General features: G+C 60.7%; 16 protein-coding genes. 8 read left to right on the forward strand and 8 right to left on the reverse strand.

What is annotated here, in order from left to right; genetic code table 11:
• Nucleotides 1–3: 3 nt before the first annotated feature.
• The gene (locus tag D8780_RS12165; protein ID WP_121645834.1) at nt 4–1,266 is read right to left on the reverse strand and encodes an oligosaccharide flippase family protein; all 1,263 of its coding nucleotides are present in this window, start codon (nt 1,264–1,266) and stop codon (nt 4–6) included.
• A 233-nt stretch (nt 1,267–1,499) separates the two neighbouring features.
• On the opposite strand from D8780_RS12165, the gene D8780_RS12170 reads away from it, so the two are divergent.
• Nucleotides 1,500–2,747: a polysaccharide biosynthesis/export family protein gene (locus D8780_RS12170; RefSeq protein WP_199699601.1), complete on the forward strand. Its 1,248-nt coding sequence runs from the start codon at nt 1,500–1,502 to the stop codon at nt 2,745–2,747.
• Here D8780_RS12170 and D8780_RS12175 read toward each other — a convergent pair.
• Together D8780_RS12175 and D8780_RS12180 are read right to left on the reverse strand one after the other, a co-directional pair.
• Nucleotides 2,744–5,341, reverse strand: a complete 2,598-nt coding sequence (locus tag D8780_RS12175) for a hybrid sensor histidine kinase/response regulator (RefSeq protein ID WP_121645835.1) — start codon at nt 5,339–5,341, stop codon at nt 2,744–2,746. The genes D8780_RS12170 and D8780_RS12175 overlap by 4 nt on opposite strands.
• Nucleotides 5,342–5,355: 14 nt before the next feature.
• Nucleotides 5,356–5,871 (reverse strand): putative pterin-binding protein, encoded by a 516-nt coding sequence (locus D8780_RS12180; RefSeq protein ID WP_121645836.1) that lies wholly within the window; start codon nt 5,869–5,871, stop codon nt 5,356–5,358.
• Nucleotides 5,872–6,089: 218 nt separating this feature from the next.
• Between D8780_RS12180 and D8780_RS12185 the strand changes: the two genes are divergently transcribed.
• Nucleotides 6,090–7,043, forward strand: a complete 954-nt coding sequence (locus D8780_RS12185; protein ID WP_158598504.1) for a GDP-mannose 4,6-dehydratase — start codon at nt 6,090–6,092, stop codon at nt 7,041–7,043.
• Between the two features lie 160 nt (nt 7,044–7,203).
• Here the strand turns inward: D8780_RS12185 and D8780_RS12190 are convergent, their stop codons facing one another.
• The 3 genes from D8780_RS12190 to D8780_RS12200 are packed head-to-tail and all read right to left on the reverse strand — an operon-like array spanning nt 7,204 to nt 10,138.
• The gene (locus D8780_RS12190) at nt 7,204–7,926 is read right to left on the reverse strand and encodes a FadR/GntR family transcriptional regulator (protein WP_199699602.1); all 723 of its coding nucleotides are present in this window, start codon (nt 7,924–7,926) and stop codon (nt 7,204–7,206) included.
• Between the two features lie 31 nt (nt 7,927–7,957).
• A complete protein-coding gene (locus D8780_RS12195; RefSeq protein ID WP_121645838.1) occupies nt 7,958–8,983 on the reverse strand; it encodes a four-carbon acid sugar kinase family protein in 1,026 nt (341 codons plus the stop codon).
• Nucleotides 8,984–9,019: 36 nt separating this feature from the next.
• Complete coding sequence (locus tag D8780_RS12200) at nt 9,020–10,138, reverse strand: iron-containing alcohol dehydrogenase family protein (RefSeq protein ID WP_199699603.1); 1,119 nt, start codon at nt 10,136–10,138, stop codon at nt 9,020–9,022.
• 340 nt (nt 10,139–10,478) lie between these two features.
• On the opposite strand from D8780_RS12200, the gene D8780_RS12205 reads away from it, so the two are divergent.
• From D8780_RS12205 to pdxA, 6 genes are all read left to right on the forward strand, one after another.
• A complete protein-coding gene (locus D8780_RS12205) occupies nt 10,479–10,934 on the forward strand; it encodes a tripartite tricarboxylate transporter TctB family protein (protein WP_121645839.1) in 456 nt (151 codons plus the stop codon).
• 37 nt (nt 10,935–10,971) lie between these two features.
• Nucleotides 10,972–11,928 carry a tripartite tricarboxylate transporter substrate binding protein gene (locus D8780_RS12210; RefSeq protein ID WP_121645840.1) on the forward strand — a complete coding sequence of 319 codons (957 nt, stop codon included), beginning with the start codon at nt 10,972–10,974 and terminating at the stop codon, nt 11,926–11,928.
• Nucleotides 11,929–12,038: 110 nt separating this feature from the next.
• Nucleotides 12,039–13,541: a tripartite tricarboxylate transporter permease gene (locus D8780_RS12215; RefSeq protein ID WP_121645841.1), complete on the forward strand. Its 1,503-nt coding sequence runs from the start codon at nt 12,039–12,041 to the stop codon at nt 13,539–13,541.
• On the forward strand, nt 13,538–14,425 hold the full coding sequence (locus D8780_RS12220; protein ID WP_121645842.1) for a dihydrodipicolinate synthase family protein: 888 nt from the start codon (nt 13,538–13,540) through the stop codon (nt 14,423–14,425). The genes D8780_RS12215 and D8780_RS12220 overlap by 4 nt, the downstream gene beginning before the upstream one ends.
• Entirely contained in the window at nt 14,425–15,393 is a 969-nt protein-coding gene (locus D8780_RS12225; RefSeq protein WP_121645843.1) for a phosphoglycerate dehydrogenase, read from the forward strand. Before D8780_RS12220 ends, D8780_RS12225 begins: the two co-directional genes overlap by 1 nt.
• Nucleotides 15,394–15,429: 36 nt before the next feature.
• Complete coding sequence (gene pdxA / locus D8780_RS12230) at nt 15,430–16,419, forward strand: 4-hydroxythreonine-4-phosphate dehydrogenase PdxA (RefSeq protein WP_121645844.1); 990 nt, start codon at nt 15,430–15,432, stop codon at nt 16,417–16,419.
• 99 nt (nt 16,420–16,518) lie between these two features.
• On the opposite strand, the gene D8780_RS12235 is transcribed toward pdxA, so the two are convergent.
• Both D8780_RS12235 and D8780_RS12240 read right to left on the reverse strand, forming a co-directional pair.
• Nucleotides 16,519–17,433 carry a glutaminase gene (locus D8780_RS12235; protein WP_121645845.1) on the reverse strand — a complete coding sequence of 305 codons (915 nt, stop codon included), beginning with the start codon at nt 17,431–17,433 and terminating at the stop codon, nt 16,519–16,521.
• Nucleotides 17,434–17,704: 271 nt separating this feature from the next.
• Nucleotides 17,705–18,544: a LysR family transcriptional regulator gene (locus D8780_RS12240; RefSeq protein ID WP_121645846.1), complete on the reverse strand. Its 840-nt coding sequence runs from the start codon at nt 18,542–18,544 to the stop codon at nt 17,705–17,707.
• Nucleotides 18,545–18,656: the final 112 nt, after the last annotated feature.

Below are 18,656 nucleotides of genomic sequence, written 5' to 3' on the forward strand. Positions count from 1 at the left end.
CGATTACCTTTCCAGTTGCAGTTGCGGTGTGATGAAGGGGCCGCGCAGCACGGCTGTGGAGGCGATGATCTGGGCCGCGATCGAGGCGGCGAGGATGGTCCAGCAGACCGTGGCAAGCCCGTAGGGGGCCGCGATCACGATGCCGGCCGTGATGACTGTGGCGATCACTGCGGAGTAGGTCAGCTCGACCTCGGCACGGTTGGCGGATCGCAGCCACTGGGCGGCGGCTGACCAGATGACCGCCGGAAGCGCCGCGAAGCAGAGGATCGAGACCAACGGTGCCATTTCGGCCCATTTCTCTCCAAAGACGATCGGCACGTAGATCGGCGCCGCGAGAGCCTGCAGGCAGATGATCGGGAAGAGAACACCGATGGCCATGGTCAGGGCGTTGCGCATCGTCTCGCCGCGCTTCTCGCTGTTGCAGAGCTGCGGGAAGAGGACGGTCGAGAACGCGACCGAGAAGGAATTGGCGATACCCAGGCCGGCGTTCACGGCGAAGAAATAGATGCCCAGTACTTCCGGTCCCATCAGCGCGCCGACGATCAACTTGTCAGCCTGCAGCCGCAGAACCTTCAGAAATTCGATACCGAGGATAGAGGAACCGAAGCGCACGAATGGTGCGGAGGACGCGGGCCGGACGCCAGGTCGCGCGCTCCAGGGACGCAGGTGGCGCATGCCGACCAGCCAGATCGGCGCGGTTGCCAGCCGCGATACGGCGACGGAAAGCGGGCTCGGCCAGATGACGACGAGCACGGCGAGAAAGAGATTGGCGGCGACATTCTGCGCTCCTGCGACTGCCGCGGTTCCGCTGAGGCGCCCCTCACGCATGGCCAGTGCGCATTGAACGATACCGGCCGGCATGAAGAGATACTCGCCGGCCATCAGTGCGATGACCACGGGGCCGGCCGTCTGCCCGTTCCAGATAAAGACGCCGTAAGCGATCGCGATCTGGAGCAGAAACAGGCCCACACACCAGAGCGTGAAGATCCGCCGTCCGGTCCGCGCGACCGCCTCCACTTCATCGGCCCGCGCCGCAATGATCTTTTGAACGATACCGTTTTCAGTGAAAGCCTTGAGCAGTTCGGCCACCGCCATGGCGCCGGCGACGAGGCCGACTTCAGCCGGAGATAGCATGCGCGCCAGGGCAATCACTGCGATCAGGCGCGTCGCCTTGGTCGCCAGTTCGGAGGCGCTATAGGCGACGAAGCCGCGAACGAGCGGTGTGCTCGCGGTTTTCTTCCAACTCTGGGCCAATGCCTCGATCATCGTCCTGCGCCTTTGATGGCAGCTGTGCGCTGCTGTGTTCGATGCAGGAGTTGTAGCCGGTCGCCCGGGGCCTGAATGACCGCGAAGGGGCAGAGAAAAACCGAAGAAGGCGAGACCGACTATCCGAACGGATAAGAGGATGCGCCAATGCGCCAAGGTTCATCCCTTCGGCGCACCCCGCCCTGTCCCCGAAATTGCGATCACTCTTCGCAGGAAACGGGGAAGGACATGAAATGACCAACACGAAACAAAAGCGATATGGAAACTGGCTGCGTTCCGGCGTCAGCCTTTGTATAATGGGCTCGCTCTCGACCGGCTGCGCATCCCTGCAAAATGTCGAGAACAGAGAGCAGGTCGTCGAAGGGCTGAGCTATCAGGCGGAATATCGTTCGCCGAGCCGTTCCGACGGCGGCTGGAAACAGAGCGCCCGAAACCAGAATTTGCGCCGTTGTGAGGGCAGCGGTGCGCCGCAGGCTCAGCAGCCCGCTCCTGCCTTGCCGCAGGACGCGATGTTGCTTTCGACCGGCGATCTGCTGACCATCTCGGTCGGCAACGATCCGACGTTCAGCGGCTCATATGAAGTCTCGCAGGACGGCACGGTCCGCCTGCCGCATCTTCCGCCGATTTCCGCCAAAGGCTCATCCGTCGAAGCGATCGAACGCCAGATTGCGAAAGCGCTGGTTTCGGAAGACATCTACACCGCCGCTCCGCCGGTCTCTGTCCGACTGCAGGATTTCGCAGCGGCCCGGGTGTACGTCTCCGGTGCGGTCTTCAATGCCGGTTCAATCAATATTGGCGGACAGTCGGCCAATGATCGCGACAGCCTCCGCCAGGAGGCGAGCGGCGGCACGATTGAGGAGCGCCGCCTGTCGCGGGCGCTTCAGGTTGCGGGCGGCATCCGTCCTGATGCCGATCTTTCACGTGTTCGCGTCATTCGTGGCGGTGCCAGCACTTCCATCGATGCGCGCGGCGCGATGACGGGAGTCCCTTTCAACGACATGCTCCTTCTTTCCGGCGACCGGATCGAGGTGGAAAGCCGCGGCTGCTTCCAGGAAGCGCTCGTCGCGCCCTCGCCTGTTACCACGCCGGGCGTGAAGGTTTTCATGTCCAACCTGACCCAGCCCGCATCGGCAAATGCGCTTTCGGCGGTCGGGAAGGATGCCCGGGAACTGCGCTACGGCACACGCTTTCTGGAAGCCATCGTCGGCATGAACTGCCTCGGCGGCACCAAATGGGTCAACGCAGACCGCACGGCCGCGCTGATTTCGCGTAACCCGATCACCGGCGAGTCCCTTGTCATCGAACGGAAGGTTGAGGAACTCCTCCGCCACCGCGACCGCGACGACTTCAACCCATACATGATGCCGGGCGATGCTCTCGCCTGCTACGACTCAAAGCAGACCAACCTGATCGAGGTGGCAAAAGGCTTTACCGCCGTTACCGGCGCCTTCACCGCTGCGGTGACGGGTTGGGGCGACTAGATCGAGCCTGATGCGGCAGGCCGGGTCTCCTGGCCTGCCGTAACCTCCAGAATCGAAACAGTCTCGTGGGCAAGGTCGTCGACATCGTCCAGCAGTTCGAGGATCGACTCAGTATCACCGTCATGGGCGAGATCCTGGAGATGGCGAAAGACTTCCGACAACGCGACCGCGCCCATCATACCGGATGAGCCTGCGAGGCTGTGAGCGAGCTTCAGGGCCTCCTCGTTCTCTCCGCTACGGCAGAACCTCTCGAAGTCATGACGCATCGTTGTGAGGTCACCGATGAATTTTTGCAGCGATCGCTGGAACTTCTCTTCTTTCATCAGCGATCGCAGCTCTTCCACCACCGAATGATCGACAATGCCTTCGGACGCCTCGTCGATCGTTTGGCCGGGCGATGTCTCACCCTCCAAGGCCGTGGAAAGAATGCGCCTCAGATTCTTTCGCCGGAGAGGCTTGATGAGCCAGTCGGTGACGCCGGCTCCCTCCATTGCGTCCTGCGTCTCGGTCATCGCATGAGCCGTCAGACAGACAATCGGTACATCGCGGGAGGGGCCGGAGCCATGCCGGATGGCTCGTGAAGCCTCGATGCCGTCGAGCCGCGGCATGCTGATATCCATCAAGATGAGATCGAAGCGCTCTTCGGCGGCCTTTTCGACGCCATCCTGGCCATCCACGGCCTCTTCGACGGTACAGTTTTCCTCTTCCAGCATCGCACGCGCCACGAAGCGGTTCGTCTCATTATCTTCCACGAGGAGGATATGAAGGGACGCCCCTGCCGGCAACGCGCCCTCGCGCTCGCTTGAGACGTCATCGTCCTGAAGAGCTGCGGCAAAGCCCTCTGCCTGAGGCACGCTGACAGTAAAACTGCTGCCGACATGCTCTTCGCTGCGAACCGTGATCTTGCCGCCCATCGCGGCGGCGATCCTTCTGCAGATGGCAAGTCCCAACCCATAGCCTTCAGCTGTCCGCTTGAATGAGGGGTCCAGCGTGACGAAATCGTCGAAGATCCGGTGAAGGTCCTTCTGCGCGATCCCGATCCCAGTATCCTTGACTTCGATAACAAGGCGGGGGCGCCCATCGGGGTCGGGCTGCTCCGACACCGTCACGCATATCTCGCCTTTCTCGGTGAACTTGTTCGCATTTCCGACGAGATTGAGCAGGATCTGGCGTAGCCGGTTGCGATCGAGGCAGACAACGGTGTCATCGATCGACACATCGGTGAAGATCCGATTGCCCTTGGGGGCAGCGGCAAGCTGCATGCTGTTCTGCACCTCATCGACCAGTTCGGCTATGTCGAACGCCCTCGGCCGCAGGTCGATGGCGCCTGCCTCGATACGGGTCAGGTCGAGCACATCGTCAATGTGGTGCTGCAGGATTTCACCCGACGTGATCGCGGTCTTCACGAACTTGCCCTGCCGCTCGTCGAGTTGGCTATGGCGTAGCAGATCCAGTGTGGCCAGAACGGCGTTGAGAGGCGTGCGCATCTCATGGCTCATCACGGCGAGGAATTGCGACTTGGCCTTGTCGGCTTCCAGCGCCCGGTCCCGGGCATTCGTCAGTTCGGCCTCGATTTTCTTTCGGCCGGAAATATCGCGCACATATGAAATGAAGAGAGGCTGACCGCCCTGCCCCGCCGCAACGCCGATGGACAATTCGACCGGAAAGATCGAACCGTCCGAATGCAGCGCCTCCAGTTCGATGCGGTCTCCGCCGACGAGTTTGGACTGGCCCGTCCGCAGGTAGCGGCGCATACCCTCACGATGCGCTTGTCGCAGCGCGACGGGAACGATCAGCTCCGCCATCTCCGATCCGATCGCGCGAGCCTTGGAATAGCCGAAGGTCTTTTCGGCGGCCGTGTTGAAGTCGAGAATCTTGCCTTCGCCATTGGCAACGATAATGGCGTCCAGCGATACATCGACCGTATTGGCATAGCGTGAGCGACTTTCACGGATCTGTTCCGACCGCCGCTCGGCGACTTTTCGCTGCCAGAACAGAACGGCAAGTGCGAGAATAAGCGCGATGATGAGGACGAGTCCGACCCCCGCCGTCTGAAAGACAAGGAGGCTGAAATTCCGACGGCGCTCGTCGGAAAGGGACGCAAATTCGCGCACGCCATTCAGCGACAGATTGCGGACGGCAGGCTGCAATGATTCAAAGCGGGTCTCGAGCTGCGGCAGCGCTGCTGAAAGCGCCGCATCATCGCCGTCAATCAGACCGACGCTCTCATTGAGGGCATCCCGTGCGGACGAAAGACCGCCCTGGAATTCATCCAGGGCGGTCAAGCCGTCGAAAGCACGGCTTCCTTCGATCGTTGCGATGCGGCTGTAGAAGATATCGAACCGCGTTCGGACCTCATCGAGAAGCTGCGGCTCCGGTTCTGCCGCCAATTCCGCCGCTCGTAGGGCATTGAGAAATTTCAGAAGCTCGATCTCGATCTGTGCGAGCGTCCACTGCACATTGTCCTGAGGAGCCGAACGCAGGATCGACACCTCCCGGTACATCTGAACCCCCAGCGTCGTGAACAACGCGCCGAGAAGAAGGATGACCAGCGGAATGAAATGAAAGGGACGCCAGCGTTCGAGCCCGATCATGAAAGCATGAGACCTTATTCCACCTCTAACCTGTTCAACTGCCAGACAGAACGCGAGTAGACCTGCTCCGTTCGATAATCAGCGTTCGAATCGTAAGGATACACGATCCAGAGCGGCCCCTTGTCCCGAACGGACATCGGCTTTCCATCCAGCTCGTAAGCGATGATCGGTCCGCCCTCGACTGCATCGCTGACGGGCAATTCGACGGCATAATCATTCAGCGCGATCGCGTTGATCGTATCGCCCTTCGCATCCAGAGCCTCGAACAGGTCGTCGATGGCGACACCCGTGAAACGGCTTTTTCCGGTCGTCCAGATCGTGGTCGTCTCGAATGTGGTCGCCGGCAGTTCTTTCAGCATCTGCATATCGAACGCTGCCAATTCCCCCTCATTCGTGTTGCCAATGCTGCCGGTGACGGTCAGCACCGGTTCGTTCTGGGGCTGACCCAGATCACCGGCATAAGCCATCGGTGCAAAAAACAAGAATGCGAGCGTACCGGCGATACGCAGTGAGATCGTGGGTCGGTTCATCGGCTTTCCTTCATCTCTGAATCCCGCGTGAGACTGAAAGATACAATGACCGGGGAGCGATGGCGGAGCGCGCTCGTATCGTTCCTCTATACCAAAGGATAGGTCAGGCATCTTGAAGGACGCTTAAAATGCTCTGTTGCTTCGCCCCGATCATGGTCGCCGCCTCTAAAAATGAGGTCAATCCCGATGGACGGGACTTCAAGTTGATGGAGGGTTTGATGAAGAGAATTCTTGTAACGGGTGGAGCTGGTTATCTCGGATCGCATATCTGTTATTTGCTCGCCAGGAAGGGCTATCTTCCCGTTGTCTACGATAATCTCAGCACCGGCTACGCTGCCAATGTCCAGTGGGGGCCTCTTCAGATTGGCGACATTCGCGACGAGAAGCGATTGAAAGAGATCGTGTCGCGCCATCAGCCGGCAGCCGTCATCCAGGTGGCCGGTCAACCGGATGGTTCCGCCGACATTGGCGAGGCCGACGCGTTCGACCATCGCTATGGCGATGTCATCAGCCTGCTGTCCACCCTCATCGATCTCGACGTCACCAAACTTGTCCTGGCGGGCTGGCCGACCGAGATGGACCGGTTGGTCGATGAGCAGCTTGCCGGATCGGTCGGCGCCATGTTCGTTCGCCATCTGCTCTCCGAACTCGACCGCATTTCCGGTTTCCGCTCGGTGCTGCTGCGCCATCTGGATGCAGCCGGCTGCAAGCGCGATCATGACTTCGAACGGGGCCGGCACAGCCGCTCCAATGTCATCGGGCGGCTCGCCGACGCGATCTGCGGGAAACGGCCCTGCTTCAGGATTTATGGTGACGACCTGCCGACCACCGACGGCACTTTCGTCGGTGACTACCTGCATGTGATGGACGCGGCAGACGCCTATGTCCGCGCTGTCGATTACCTTCTCGATGGCGGCGCTTCGGCGACACTCGATCTCGGCACAGGCGAAGGCATCAGCACCAGCGAACTGATCGCAGCCGCCCAGCGAATGACCGGTTCCCATTTCGAGGTCGTACCAATGGCCTCGACCAAGGCCGATCCGAGCGAGATCATCATCGACCCGGCGGCGGCGCGCTCGACACTGGGCTGGGCTCCGCAAAGAACACGCCGCGACATGCTGGCCTCCGCATTCCTCTGGTCGATCCGTAGCAGGGGAGCAATCGCAGCCTGACGTGACTTTCCGGCGCGGTGCCACGGGGCGGCATCGCCCGGCAGACGGCAGGAGCATATGAGAGAAAGGAGGACGATCGGTGATCGGGGATGGGCCTTGCCCGTCCCCGCATCTTTTGTGAGCCACGGCAACTCGAAATGCCCGAACGACCCTCGTGCGATCAGCTCAGTTTGAGATCGAAGAGGCCACCACCGAAGAGCCGGTCCCGCGAATGCTCAAGATGTTTGCGCATCGTGCTGCGCGCGGCGTCGGAATCGTGCAACCGAATGGCATTATAAATATCGGTGTGCTCCGCCAGAACATCTTCGAGACCCTTGCGGCCGTCATTCATCAGCGACTCGCCATGCAGCTTCATGCCGACATTGATATGATAGCGTAGCGCGCCGAATGCCGTCTCGAAATAATGATTATTCGAGGCGCGCGCGATACTGCCATGAAACATGAAGTCGGCGTCTTCGCGGTGTTGCAGCGAACCGGTCGCCGCACGCAAAAGGTCGAGCGCCTGCTCTATCTCGCCCAGCAATTCGGCGTTGTGACGTTCGGCAGCAAGAGCGGCAGCCTCGGTCTCCAGATTGATGCGGAATTCGTAACAGCGCTGGACATCGGCGAGGGTCTCGACCTTGGCGAAGCCGATCGGCACGCTCTTCTGGATTTCCTGCACAAAGGTGCCGGCACCCTGCCGCGAGCTGACAACGCCTTCCTCCCGAAGACGCTCCAGCGCGTCCCTCAGCACCGGACGAGAGACGCCGAGTTCTTCCGCCAGTTTCATTTCAGGCGGCAGCTTCTCATTGGCAGGATAGTCGCCATTGATGATGCGCGAATGCAGCGAGTGGTAAACCTTCTCGGCCAACGGCATGCGGGGTCTGGTCTTGCCTGTCGCCATTGAAATTCCTGCTTCGGGTAAGGTCTTCGAACTAGCCAAACTTCAGCAATTTGACAAGTTTTACAAGGGTGTCCGGCATTCCGAACCCACCCGACTTGGTGATAAGTGTCAGGTTCGGCATGCCGACACATCTGGCGATGGGAACGCCCGGCAGAATCTGCCCCCGAACGTCCAGTTGCCCGATTTCCAATCGCGCGAGCAAAGAGGCCGCGCTCTCCCCGCCACACGCAAAAAGCGTGGTCGGCTGCAACTGATCGAAGGCCGCGGCCAGCGTCGCCGCGAAGGCTGCGGAGGCGTTTTCGGAAGACACTTCTTCCTGGCCAGGTGTCATGCGAACCAGCAGCAGGGGCTCTGATGGAAATTGCGAGCATACGCCATTCGGTGCCGCGACCACCGGCACATCCTCCAGCGCGTCAACCTGAGCTGCCGTAACGGGATCGCGAGAGCCGATAGCGAGAAGAGCAGGAAGCGCGGGCTGATAGGCCGGGACGAGAGGAGCCTTGGGCCAGAGCCGATTGGCCAAGGCTTGCGCAAGACCAGCGGCGCCGACATAGACGGCATCGGACGGTGCCTTTCTTATTTGCCGGTCGAGATCCTGCTGCGTCCTGGTCGGCGCGATCGTCGCCGCACGACCGATGCGCTCGGCAATGGCGATCGGAATATCGACGCCTGCGCCACAGACCGCGCCCTCCAGACAATACCGGCCAAGTTCCGGAATGGCCGGATTGACGACGAGACGAGCGGAGGACGGCAAAAGGGCGTCGAGTTCGGCCGCGATATGACCCTTCATCCGGCTATCGATTTTCCTGAAGAGAACCCCTTCGTGTCCGGCGAGATCGCGAGCCACCCCGCCGACAACCTTGCGGGCTTCGTCCTGCGACAATTCCCGTGTGCCCGTCGCCACCGCAACAACATCGGCGGTAGACGCCAGCGCTTCGGGCAAATTGCCTGGGCGGCAGGCGACGCGAACATAGGCGCCGCGCTCGGCGAAGGTCGCCGCGCTGTCCAGAGCGCCAGTCAGATCGTCAGCAACAATGAAGACTCTGTCGCGCCGCATTCCGCTTCACCTTCAGACGGTTCGAACGTCTGCCGCTCAATAAGCGCGACGGTAGAGCGCCTCGATATCGTCGACCGAAAGATCACGGGGGTTCCAGTCGAGCAAACGCCGAATACCGTGCGCTTCCTCTGCCATGGCCCGCAGACTGTCTTCCGTGATGCCATGGGCGCGAAGCTGCATATCGAGGCTGAGGCCTTCACAAAAGGCAGTGGCGCCGCCGAGTATCTTCGCTTCGTCGCCGGTTTCGAAGCCGAGCGCCTGTGCGACAAGGGCGGTCTTTTCGGCACACACCTCCGCATTTGCGGCCAGCACGTGCGGGAAGATGAGCGCGTTAGCGATCCCATGCGGTAGTTTGTAACGCGTGCCGAGCGGATAGCTCAGAGCGTGGCCCGCCGTTGTATTGACCGGACCAAGGCAGATCCCGCCATAGAAAGCCGCGAGCGACAGTCCCGCCCGCGCTTCGGCATCCGTTCCGTCTTCAACGGCGCGACGCAGATAGCGGCCGACCAGTTCGATACCGGTCAGGGCATAATGGTCGATCAGCGGATGCGATCGCTTGGACGTGAAGGCTTCCACGCAATGGGCCATCGCGTCGACCCCCGTGGCCGCGGTGACATGGGGTGGAACCGTCATCGTGAGATCGGGGTCGATGATCGCCATGTCGGCCAGCATGTAAGGGCTTTCCGTCGCAACCTTGCTATTGGTTTCCGGATCCGTGACGAGGGCACGCGTACCAACCTCCGAACCGGTCCCCGCCGTTGTCGGTATCTGAACCAGCCCGACCTTGCGGGCCGGCGCCCTGTTGGGCCCGCTAATGTCGGAAAGCTGAACGGATTGGCCGACCATCACGGCCACCAGTTTGGCCAGATCCATCGCCGAGCCGCCGCCGAAGCCGATGACGAGATCCGCACCCTTTGCCGCTGTGACGGCCTCCTGAAGATTGTCGCTGCCCGGCTCGGGAACAACGCCCCCGAAACAGTTGACCTCGCCAAGTCCGAGCGCGGAGAGCCGCGCCGCATTGACCGGGTCGGCCACAATGAAGGGCGCTTTGAAGCCCGATGCCCCGACCCAGTCCGACAGCTTTGCGAGCGTGCCGCTACCAAAATGGACCAGAGCAGGACGGCGCAATTCGATAGGTGTCGTCAGATCGTTCATCAGGTGTCCCTTGTCGTTCTTATCGACGCCGAGAGGGATGCGGAGCATCGAACCAAGGCGCGCCTAAGCCCGTCACTTGCAACAGAAATTACAACTTGTCAAATAACTCAATGCTGTTAATTCGACATCGAATTGATCGGAGACAAATCCGGAATCATATAATTTTATGTATTTATATCAGTATCTTGTTTATCGAAACTGAATTGCTGACACTCGGACCCGTCGCATCGTCTCCGGGTCATTTATCTGGTTACATAGCGCAGGATTTTTGTCATTGTTGACATATTGTATTCCGACTGACATGTTGCTGCAACTTCGGCGGGAGCGGGAGACGTTGTGAATGAGACTAAGGCAGGCAAAAGCAGATCTCTGGATCGGCTGCGGACTTCTTGTCCTGTGCGGCTTCGCCGGCTGGCGCACAACCTTCATCAAACCGGGTTTCAACCCCGGCGTGACCGGACCGGATTTTCTGCCATGGCTGGTCATCGGACTGATTGGCTTGCTGTCGTTCGCGCTTATTGTGCGGGCACTTCGGGCAGGAGGCGACGCGACGGACGAGACGGTCATGCCCGGCAAGCGAACGTTGCTGGCCATGGGCGCATTTGCGCTGCTGATGGTGGGTTACGCGGCGGCCTTCATGCCGATCGGCTACTTGCCTTCCACATTGGCGACGTTCGTTATCGGCCTTCTTCTGCTCGGTGAGCGCAACTGGCTTCTCGTGGTGCTGTTTCCCGTCGGTATGACCTTCGCCATCTATTACAGCTTTACAAAACTGCTCTCCGTCTGGCTGCCCTAAGCAACCAGACACCAATCGAAAATCCAGGGAGGAACTTATGCTGAAATCAATCTTTATCGGAGCCGCTGTCGCAAGCGCAGCCGCTACAGGGGCACTCGCCGCGGACTTCCCGCAGCGTCCCGTCCAGGTTGTCGTCCCCTATTCCGCGGGCGGATCGACCGACCTTTCCATGCGCGTCGTGGCTGACACATTCGAACGTCTGTTCGATGGCCAGATGGTCGTGCGCAACCAGCCGGGCGGCGGTGGCGCCATTGGATCGGCTGCCGCGGTGAACGCCCGTCCGGATGGCTACACGCTCGGCGCCGGCGCGCAGGGTCCGCTGGTCATCAAGCCGCTGATCGGCGGCACGAACTACCAACTGGACGATGTCGAATTCATCGGCCTCTACGCTCGCTCGCTTCAGGTCATGGTTGCCTGTGCCGACGCTCCTTTCTCCGACTATGATGCCTTTGTCGAATACGCCAAGGACAAGGCGCCGCAGGTCGGCAATTCGGGCGCTGGCGGCGCCAACCAGATTTCGGCAGAGGCCTTTGCCGATGCTGCCGGCATTTCCATTGAATCCGTACCGTTCAACGGTTCGTCCGAAGCCCGTACGGCCTGTATTGGCGGCCATATCGACGCGATGGTCGCGTCCCCGGCCGAAGCGCTTGCCGCTTCAGAAGCCGGCCAGATGACGCCGCTTTTCGTCATGGAAGACGAGCGTATGGACCTCTTCCCCGACACGCCGACGGCGGTCGAAAAGGGCGTCGATTTCACCTGGTCGTCCTGGAAGGGCGTCATCGGACCGAAGGGCATGGACGAGGAGACCCTCGCCTGGCTGCGTGAGGCGGTCGAAAAGGTCGCCAATGACGAAGAGTTCCGCAAGACGCTGACCGATATGGGCGAGTTCGTCGTCTACGAGGACAGCGAAGCTTTCGAAGCGCGCGCCAGAAAGGACATGGAAACGTCCAAGAAGGTGCTCGAGAAGCTCGACATGCTCGGCATGAACAACTGATCTGGCAGATGCCTGACGGCATTTGACAAATCTTACGGGGGCGGCAAGCCCCCGTTCTCTCGACAAGATGGCGGCCACTCAGGGCTGCATGACAAGGCTTCACGGTAGCCATGGATTCCATCGCCTTCCTCACACCGCTCTTCGAGCCGCGAATCCTGATGACGATCGCCGCAGGTACGTTCGGCGGCCTCATCATCGGCGCGCTGCCTGGCCTGACCGCCACAATGGGCGTGGCGCTCCTCATTCCGCTGACCTTCGGCATGGCGCCCATTATGGGGCTGAACATGCTGATCGGCATTTATATCGGCGGCATTTACGGCGGCTGCGTCGCCTCCATTCTGTTGCGGACGCCGGGTACGCCGGCATCGGCCGCAACGGTGCTCGACGGCTATCCCATGGCGCAGAGGGGCGAGGCCGGCCGGGCGCTCGGCATGGCGACAATCGCTTCCACGGTGGGCGGCCTGATTGCCGCCGTCGTGCTGGCAACGCTGGCGCCGGAACTTGCCGGTATCGCGCTGGAATTCGGCGCGTCGGAATATTTCGCGCTGGCGCTTTTCGGTCTGACGATCATCGCTTCGCTATCGGGCGACCTTTTGAAAGGCGCTATCTCTGGCCTTCTCGGCATCCTGATCTCCACCGTTGGCGCCGATCCGATCTCCGGCGTCATGCGCTACACATTCGGCGTTCAGGGCTTCGCATCCGGCTTCGCATTCACGCCGGCCCTGATCGGACTTTTCGCCCTGTCCGAAGTCTTCACCCAGATGGAGCGCATCGCCGCCAAGGAAGAGCCCATCAAGATCGTCTCCGGTCGCTGGCCGAGCCGGACCGAGATGAAGGAAAGCCGGGGCGCGCTGATACGCGGCTCGATCATCGGCACCCTGATCGGCATCGTACCGGGAACCGGTTCGGGCACGGCCTCATGGATTTCCTACAATGAATGCCGCCGGGCTTCGAAAACACCGGAGAAATTCGGCACCGGCTACGCACCCGGCATCGCGGCGACCGAATCCGCCAACAATGCGGTCTGCGCCGCCGCGCTGATCCCGCTTCTCGCGCTCGGTATTCCGGGCGACGTGGTGACGGCCGTCCTGATGGGCGGTCTCCTGATCCAGGGGTTGGCGCCGGGGCCGATGCTGTTCCAGACCAATCCCGACGTGGTGGTCGGCATTTTCGGCGGCACATTCATCGCCACGATCTTCATGTTCATCTTCGGCATGGCACTGATACCGGTGTTCAGCCGCATTCTGATGATCCCGCGGCGGCTCCTCGCCATGTCCATCGTCATCTTCTGTTTCATCGGCTCGTTCGCCATCAACCTGAACCCGGTGGATCTCTACACTATGGTCGGTTTTGGCGTGCTGGGCTGGGGCATGCAGAAATTCGGCTTCAGCCAGGCGGCCCTCTGTATCGCGCTGATCCTTGGTCCGCTTCTGGAATCCAATTTGCGCCGCGGCCTCCTCCAGACCCATGACGATGTCGTCGCTTTCATCTCGACCCCAATCACCCTGCTTTTCCTCGGCCTGACCGTCCTGTCGGCGTGCTGGCCCATGATCGCGAACGCGCTCGCAAAAAGGCGCGCCGCGCGAACACAACTGCACCAGGAGGCTCAATGAGCTCGCAAAAAGAAGCGTTCGTCGCGCTGGTTACCTGTTTCAACGACGATGAAACCATCAACTACGAAGCCACTCGCAACCAGGTGCGCCGTCAGGTCGCGGCCGGCAACAACATCATGTGCGCCGGCACAAACGGTGACTTCTCCGCGCTGACTTTCGACGAGAAGGTCAAACTGACCGGCGAAGTGGTCGATGAGGTCGCCGGCAAAACGAAAGTCATTGTCAATGCCGGCATGCCGGCCACCTTCGAAACAGTTCTTCTGGCCAAGGAATTCGACCGCATCGGTGTCGACGGCATCGCCGTCATCACGCCCTTCTTCATCGCCTGCACGCAGGATGCGCTCGTGCGGCATTTCTCGACCGTTGCCGACGCCGTCGAAACACCCGTCTATCTCTACGATATTCCCGCTCGGACCCAGAACCATATCGAGCCGGAAACCGCCCGTACCCTTGCAAAACACGGCAATATCGCTGGCATCAAGGACTCCGGCGGCGCGCAGGACACGCTTGAGGCCTACATGGCGATTGGCCGTGAAGAGGACGGTTTCGACGTCTATTCCGGCCCCGACCACTTGGTGCACTGGGCCTTCCAGAACGGCGCAAGGGGTGCGATCTCGGGTCTCGGCAATGTCATGCCCGAGGTATTGGCGCAGATCGTCAACTGCTTCAACGCGGGCGACGAAGCCGGCGCGGCGAAGGCGCAAGAGACCTATGGCAGCTTCCGCACAGATCTTTACAAACTCGGTTATCCGCCGGCTCTGGTAAAGCGCGCCCTCTGGGTCATGGATCATTCTGTCGGCGCCTCACGGCAACCGGCGCTACTGCCGGACCCGGAGCAGGACAAGCAGATCGAGACAATCCTGAAGAAATACGAGCTGATCTGATGGCCGTCGTCATCACCACGTCCCCCGGCTTCGGCAAGCATGGCCGGGTCCCGGATCTCATCGCCGATCGCGGATGGGAATTCATCCGCTGCACGGACACGACGAAAGCCGATGGCGGCGTGTCGGCCGAGATTGCCCGCGCCGATGCGCTGGTTGTCGGTCTCGTTCCGGTGACCGCGGAGACGCTGGCAGCAGGCGAAAACCTCAAGCTCGTCGTCAAGCATGGCGTCGGCGTCGACAATATCGACATTGCGGCCTGCACCGCTGCCGGAGTGCCGGTCTGCAACACGCCCGCAGCCAATGCGGATGCCGTCGCCGAACTGGCCGTCGGCCTGATGTTCTCGATGGCCCGCTTCGTACCGCAAGGCCATATTTCCGTGACATCAGGTGGCTGGAACCGGCAGATCGGTACGCAGCTGGGCGGCAAAACACTCGGCATTGTCGGGCTCGGCAATATCGGAAAGCGCCTGGCGAAGCTGGCGCTTGGCCTCGGCATGAAAGTCGTCGCCACCGACAAATTTCCGGATCAAGCCTTTGCCGAGGAGCACGGAATTTCATTTCTTGCACTCGAAGAGCTGCTGGCCGCCTCCGATTATGTTTCGCTGCATGTTTTCGGCGGAGCCGACAATGCGTCCCTGATCGACGAGAAAACGCTTTCGCTGATGAAGCCCGACGCCAGGCTCATCAATCTGGCGCGCGGCGATGTGGTCGATCTCAACGCGGTAGCCAAAGCGTTGGAAAACGACCGCCTCGGCGGCGTCGCTATCGATGCCTACCGCTCCGAGCCACCAGACATCTCCCATCCGGTCTTTCGGCATCCGCGTGCGATCTTCACGCCGCATTCGGGGGCCGATACGCGAGAGGCGCTCGAGAATGTCGGCTTGATGGTCATTGAAAGTCTCGACGCGGTCTTCGCCGGCAATACGCCTCCCTATTGCATCAATGCCAAGGAACTCGGCCTGCGCTGACAGAGCCGTCATCCGATCGCCCTCAGGAGGGACATCATGTCCGAAAAACCGATTGTCATCACCATGGGTGATCCGTCCGGCGTAGGCGCCGAAGTGACGGTCAAGGCCATGGCCGAGCTGGAGCCGCAAGCGCGTGCCCGCTATGCGGTGATCGGCGACCACGACACGCTCGAACGCGCCGTCCGCGCCTGCGATCTCGACCTCTCGCTCCGACCACAGGGCGAAGGCGAAGACGCAGCCGCTCTTCAGGTCATCAACGTACCGGTCGAGGGCCTGCCCGGCCGTTTCGGCGTCCTTTCGGAGGCCTGCGGCGAAGCCTCCTTTCGCTACATCAAGAAGGCGGTCGACCTGACGCAATCAGGAGCAGCCTCCTGTATCGTCACCGCGCCGATCAACAAGGCGGCCCTCAATGCGGCAGGCCATCATTACGATGGCCACACCGGCATGCTCGCCCATCTGACGGGATGCAAGACCTCCTGGATGCTGCTGGCGTCGCCAACGCTGAACGTGCTGCACGTCTCGACACACGTGTCGCTGACCGAGGCAATCGCGAGGGCGACACCCGAACGTATCTACGAGACCATCCGTACCGGTCACGATCATCTGCGTCGCATGGGGCTGGAAAAACCGCGCATCGCAGTCGCCGGCCTCAATCCCCATTGTGGGGAAGGCGGCCTCTTCGGCACCGAGGATGAAGACCGAATCGCACCCGGCGTGGCCGCGGCGCAGAAGGAAGGGATCGACGTCCAGGGACCCATCTCCGCCGATACGGTCTATCACCGCGCCAATACCGGCGCGTTCGATCTGGTGATCGCGCAATATCACGATCAGGGACATATCCCGATCAAGCTCATAGCCTTCGACACGGCCGTGAATGTCTCGCTTGGGCTGCCGATCGACCGTTGCTCCGTCGACCACGGAACTGCATTCGATATCGCCGGCACCGGCAAGGCGAACCACATCAACATGCTCGCCGCGCTCGACTATGCCGGGCAGCTCGACGTGGCGAAGCGGCAGCCGCGCTAAGCCTCATTTATTGCGGCCTTACGAATCCGGCGTCTCTCGCATGAGACGCCGGGCCAGCCTTCGCGCGGACTTCACTCATCCGCTTCGCAATCCATTCAGCTAGCTGAAGACCGACCATTCCATCCGGTTGGAGAGCTCCTCCAGTGCAGCCGTGCCGAGCAGCGAATTACCGTATTCGTCGAGCCCGGGCGACCAGACCGCTATGGATGCCTTGCCGGGCACGATCGCCAGTATGGCGCCACCCACCCCGCTCTTGGCAGGAATACCGACCCGGTAGGCAAATTCCCCGGAGCCATTATAATGCCCGCAGGTCAGCATCAGCGCATTGATGCGCTTGACGCTCGATTGTCGGACCAGATCATCCTTCTTGCCGAAACCGGCGAGGAACCGGCCCGAGCGGGCCAGTTCCTCGCAGCTCATCTCGATGGCGCATTGGTGGAAATAGGTGCCGAGCGTCAGCTCGCAGGAATGGTCCAGATTGCCATAGGCGCTGAGTAGATGGGCCAGCGCCCAGTTCTTGTGGCCGGTCATTTTCTCCGATGCCGCGATATCCCGGTTGATATGGATATCCTCTTCGGATGCGGCGACGCGCAGAAACTGGAGAATGCCGCCCAGCGCCTCGGCCGGCGATGCGCCCTTCAGCACCATATCGGTGGTCACGATGGCGCCGGCATTGACGAACGGATTGGCGGGTATCCCCTTGCGTACCTCCAGCTCCTGGCTGGAATTGAAGGCCTTGGTTGTCGGCTCACGTCCGACTCTGCGCCAGAGAGACTCTCCATAACGGCCAAGAGCAATGGCAAGCGTAAAGACCTTGGAGACGCTCTGGATCGAAAACGGCGTCCGTGAATCGCCGGTGCTCCATTGCTCGCCATTGGGCAGACAAACGGAAATCGCAAATTTCTGCAGATCGGCGGATGCCAGTTCCGGAATGTAGCTGGCAGCTTTCCCGCGATCTTCGGCACACGCCATCTTCTGGCGGATTTCATCGAGAATAGCCGGGATTGAAGTCATTGGGAGAAAATCACTTTGAAAACTGGCGTCGTCGATCAGCGGTTCGCAATCGGTCGATCGGCATCACGAATAAGGCCGTTTCCATGCGGTAGCGACCCTAAATCGCATCCTTTTCGGCTCATTCACATCTAAGGACGCGACTATTGCCATAGCACGACAAATTGATTGAGCTCTGCCGATGGCTGAGCTGCTTGCTGCAATCACGCCCCCGGACTGAGCCTTATGAGACAGATGGTCTTGCTGGAATGACAGCTGTCCCGACGATGACGCATCACCTCAGCGCGGACCTTATAACCTCGATCGTTCGCCTGATCCGTTCCTGATGGCGCTGCGCGTTATGGGTCACGGACCAGATGTCCCGGGTGATAAGCGGTTCGCCCGATCCCACAACCATCAGTTCGTCCCGATTCGCCGCCAGAAAATCGGGAAGCGCGGCGATGCCGCCTCTAGCCAGAACCGCGGCCAGTTGCAGGTCGAGATCATCTGCATAGCAGGAAAACCTTCCGTCAGCGATCCGGTTGAGCGCGACCTGTTGGGGCATGGCGTCGGGAACATCGCCCTGGCCGATATACCGGTAGTCCTCTTCGGAGGTCTGCTCGGCATAATACCGGTGTCCGTAAAGACGAAACGCAATAGAGCCGACCTTGGAAATAGCTAGATCGCCCTTCTGTGGCCGGGAAAGGCGAACCGCAATATCGGCTTCGCCACGCTGCAAAGAAGCGAACCCGATCTCGCCGGTGATCTGAAGCTCCAACTCTGGATATCTGCGCCCGAGCGACAGGAGGGGATCGATCAATCGGGCTTTGGCAAGAGCCGGTGGGGCCGAGATCTTGAGGCGGCCCCGCATACCAGGGCGCATTCCCGCCGCGCATCTGGCCGCCTCGCGGGCGGCTTCCACCATCGGCCGGGTTGCATCGGCGAAATTGTGTCCCGCCGCGGTCAGGGCCAACCGCCCTCCGCATCGGTCGAACAGATCGAGCCCGGTATCGTTTTCGAGCGCCTGCATGCGCCTCGTGACAGTCGTCCGTTCGACGCCCAACTCCCGCGCGGCAGATGCGGTACTACCCGTCTCCACGAACGCCATAAAGAAGCGGATATTTTCCCAATCCATGTCGTCGTGCCTTCGCGATGCGATTACGCATCAAGTAAATGCGACATTTATGCATTCATTTAGGCTGGAATGTCACGGATGTTTTGCCTCGTGGAACCGAAAGAGGCAAAAT

The organism is Notoacmeibacter ruber (assembly GCF_003668555.1).
Lineage (GTDB): Bacteria > Pseudomonadota > Alphaproteobacteria > Rhizobiales > Rhizobiaceae > Notoacmeibacter > Notoacmeibacter ruber.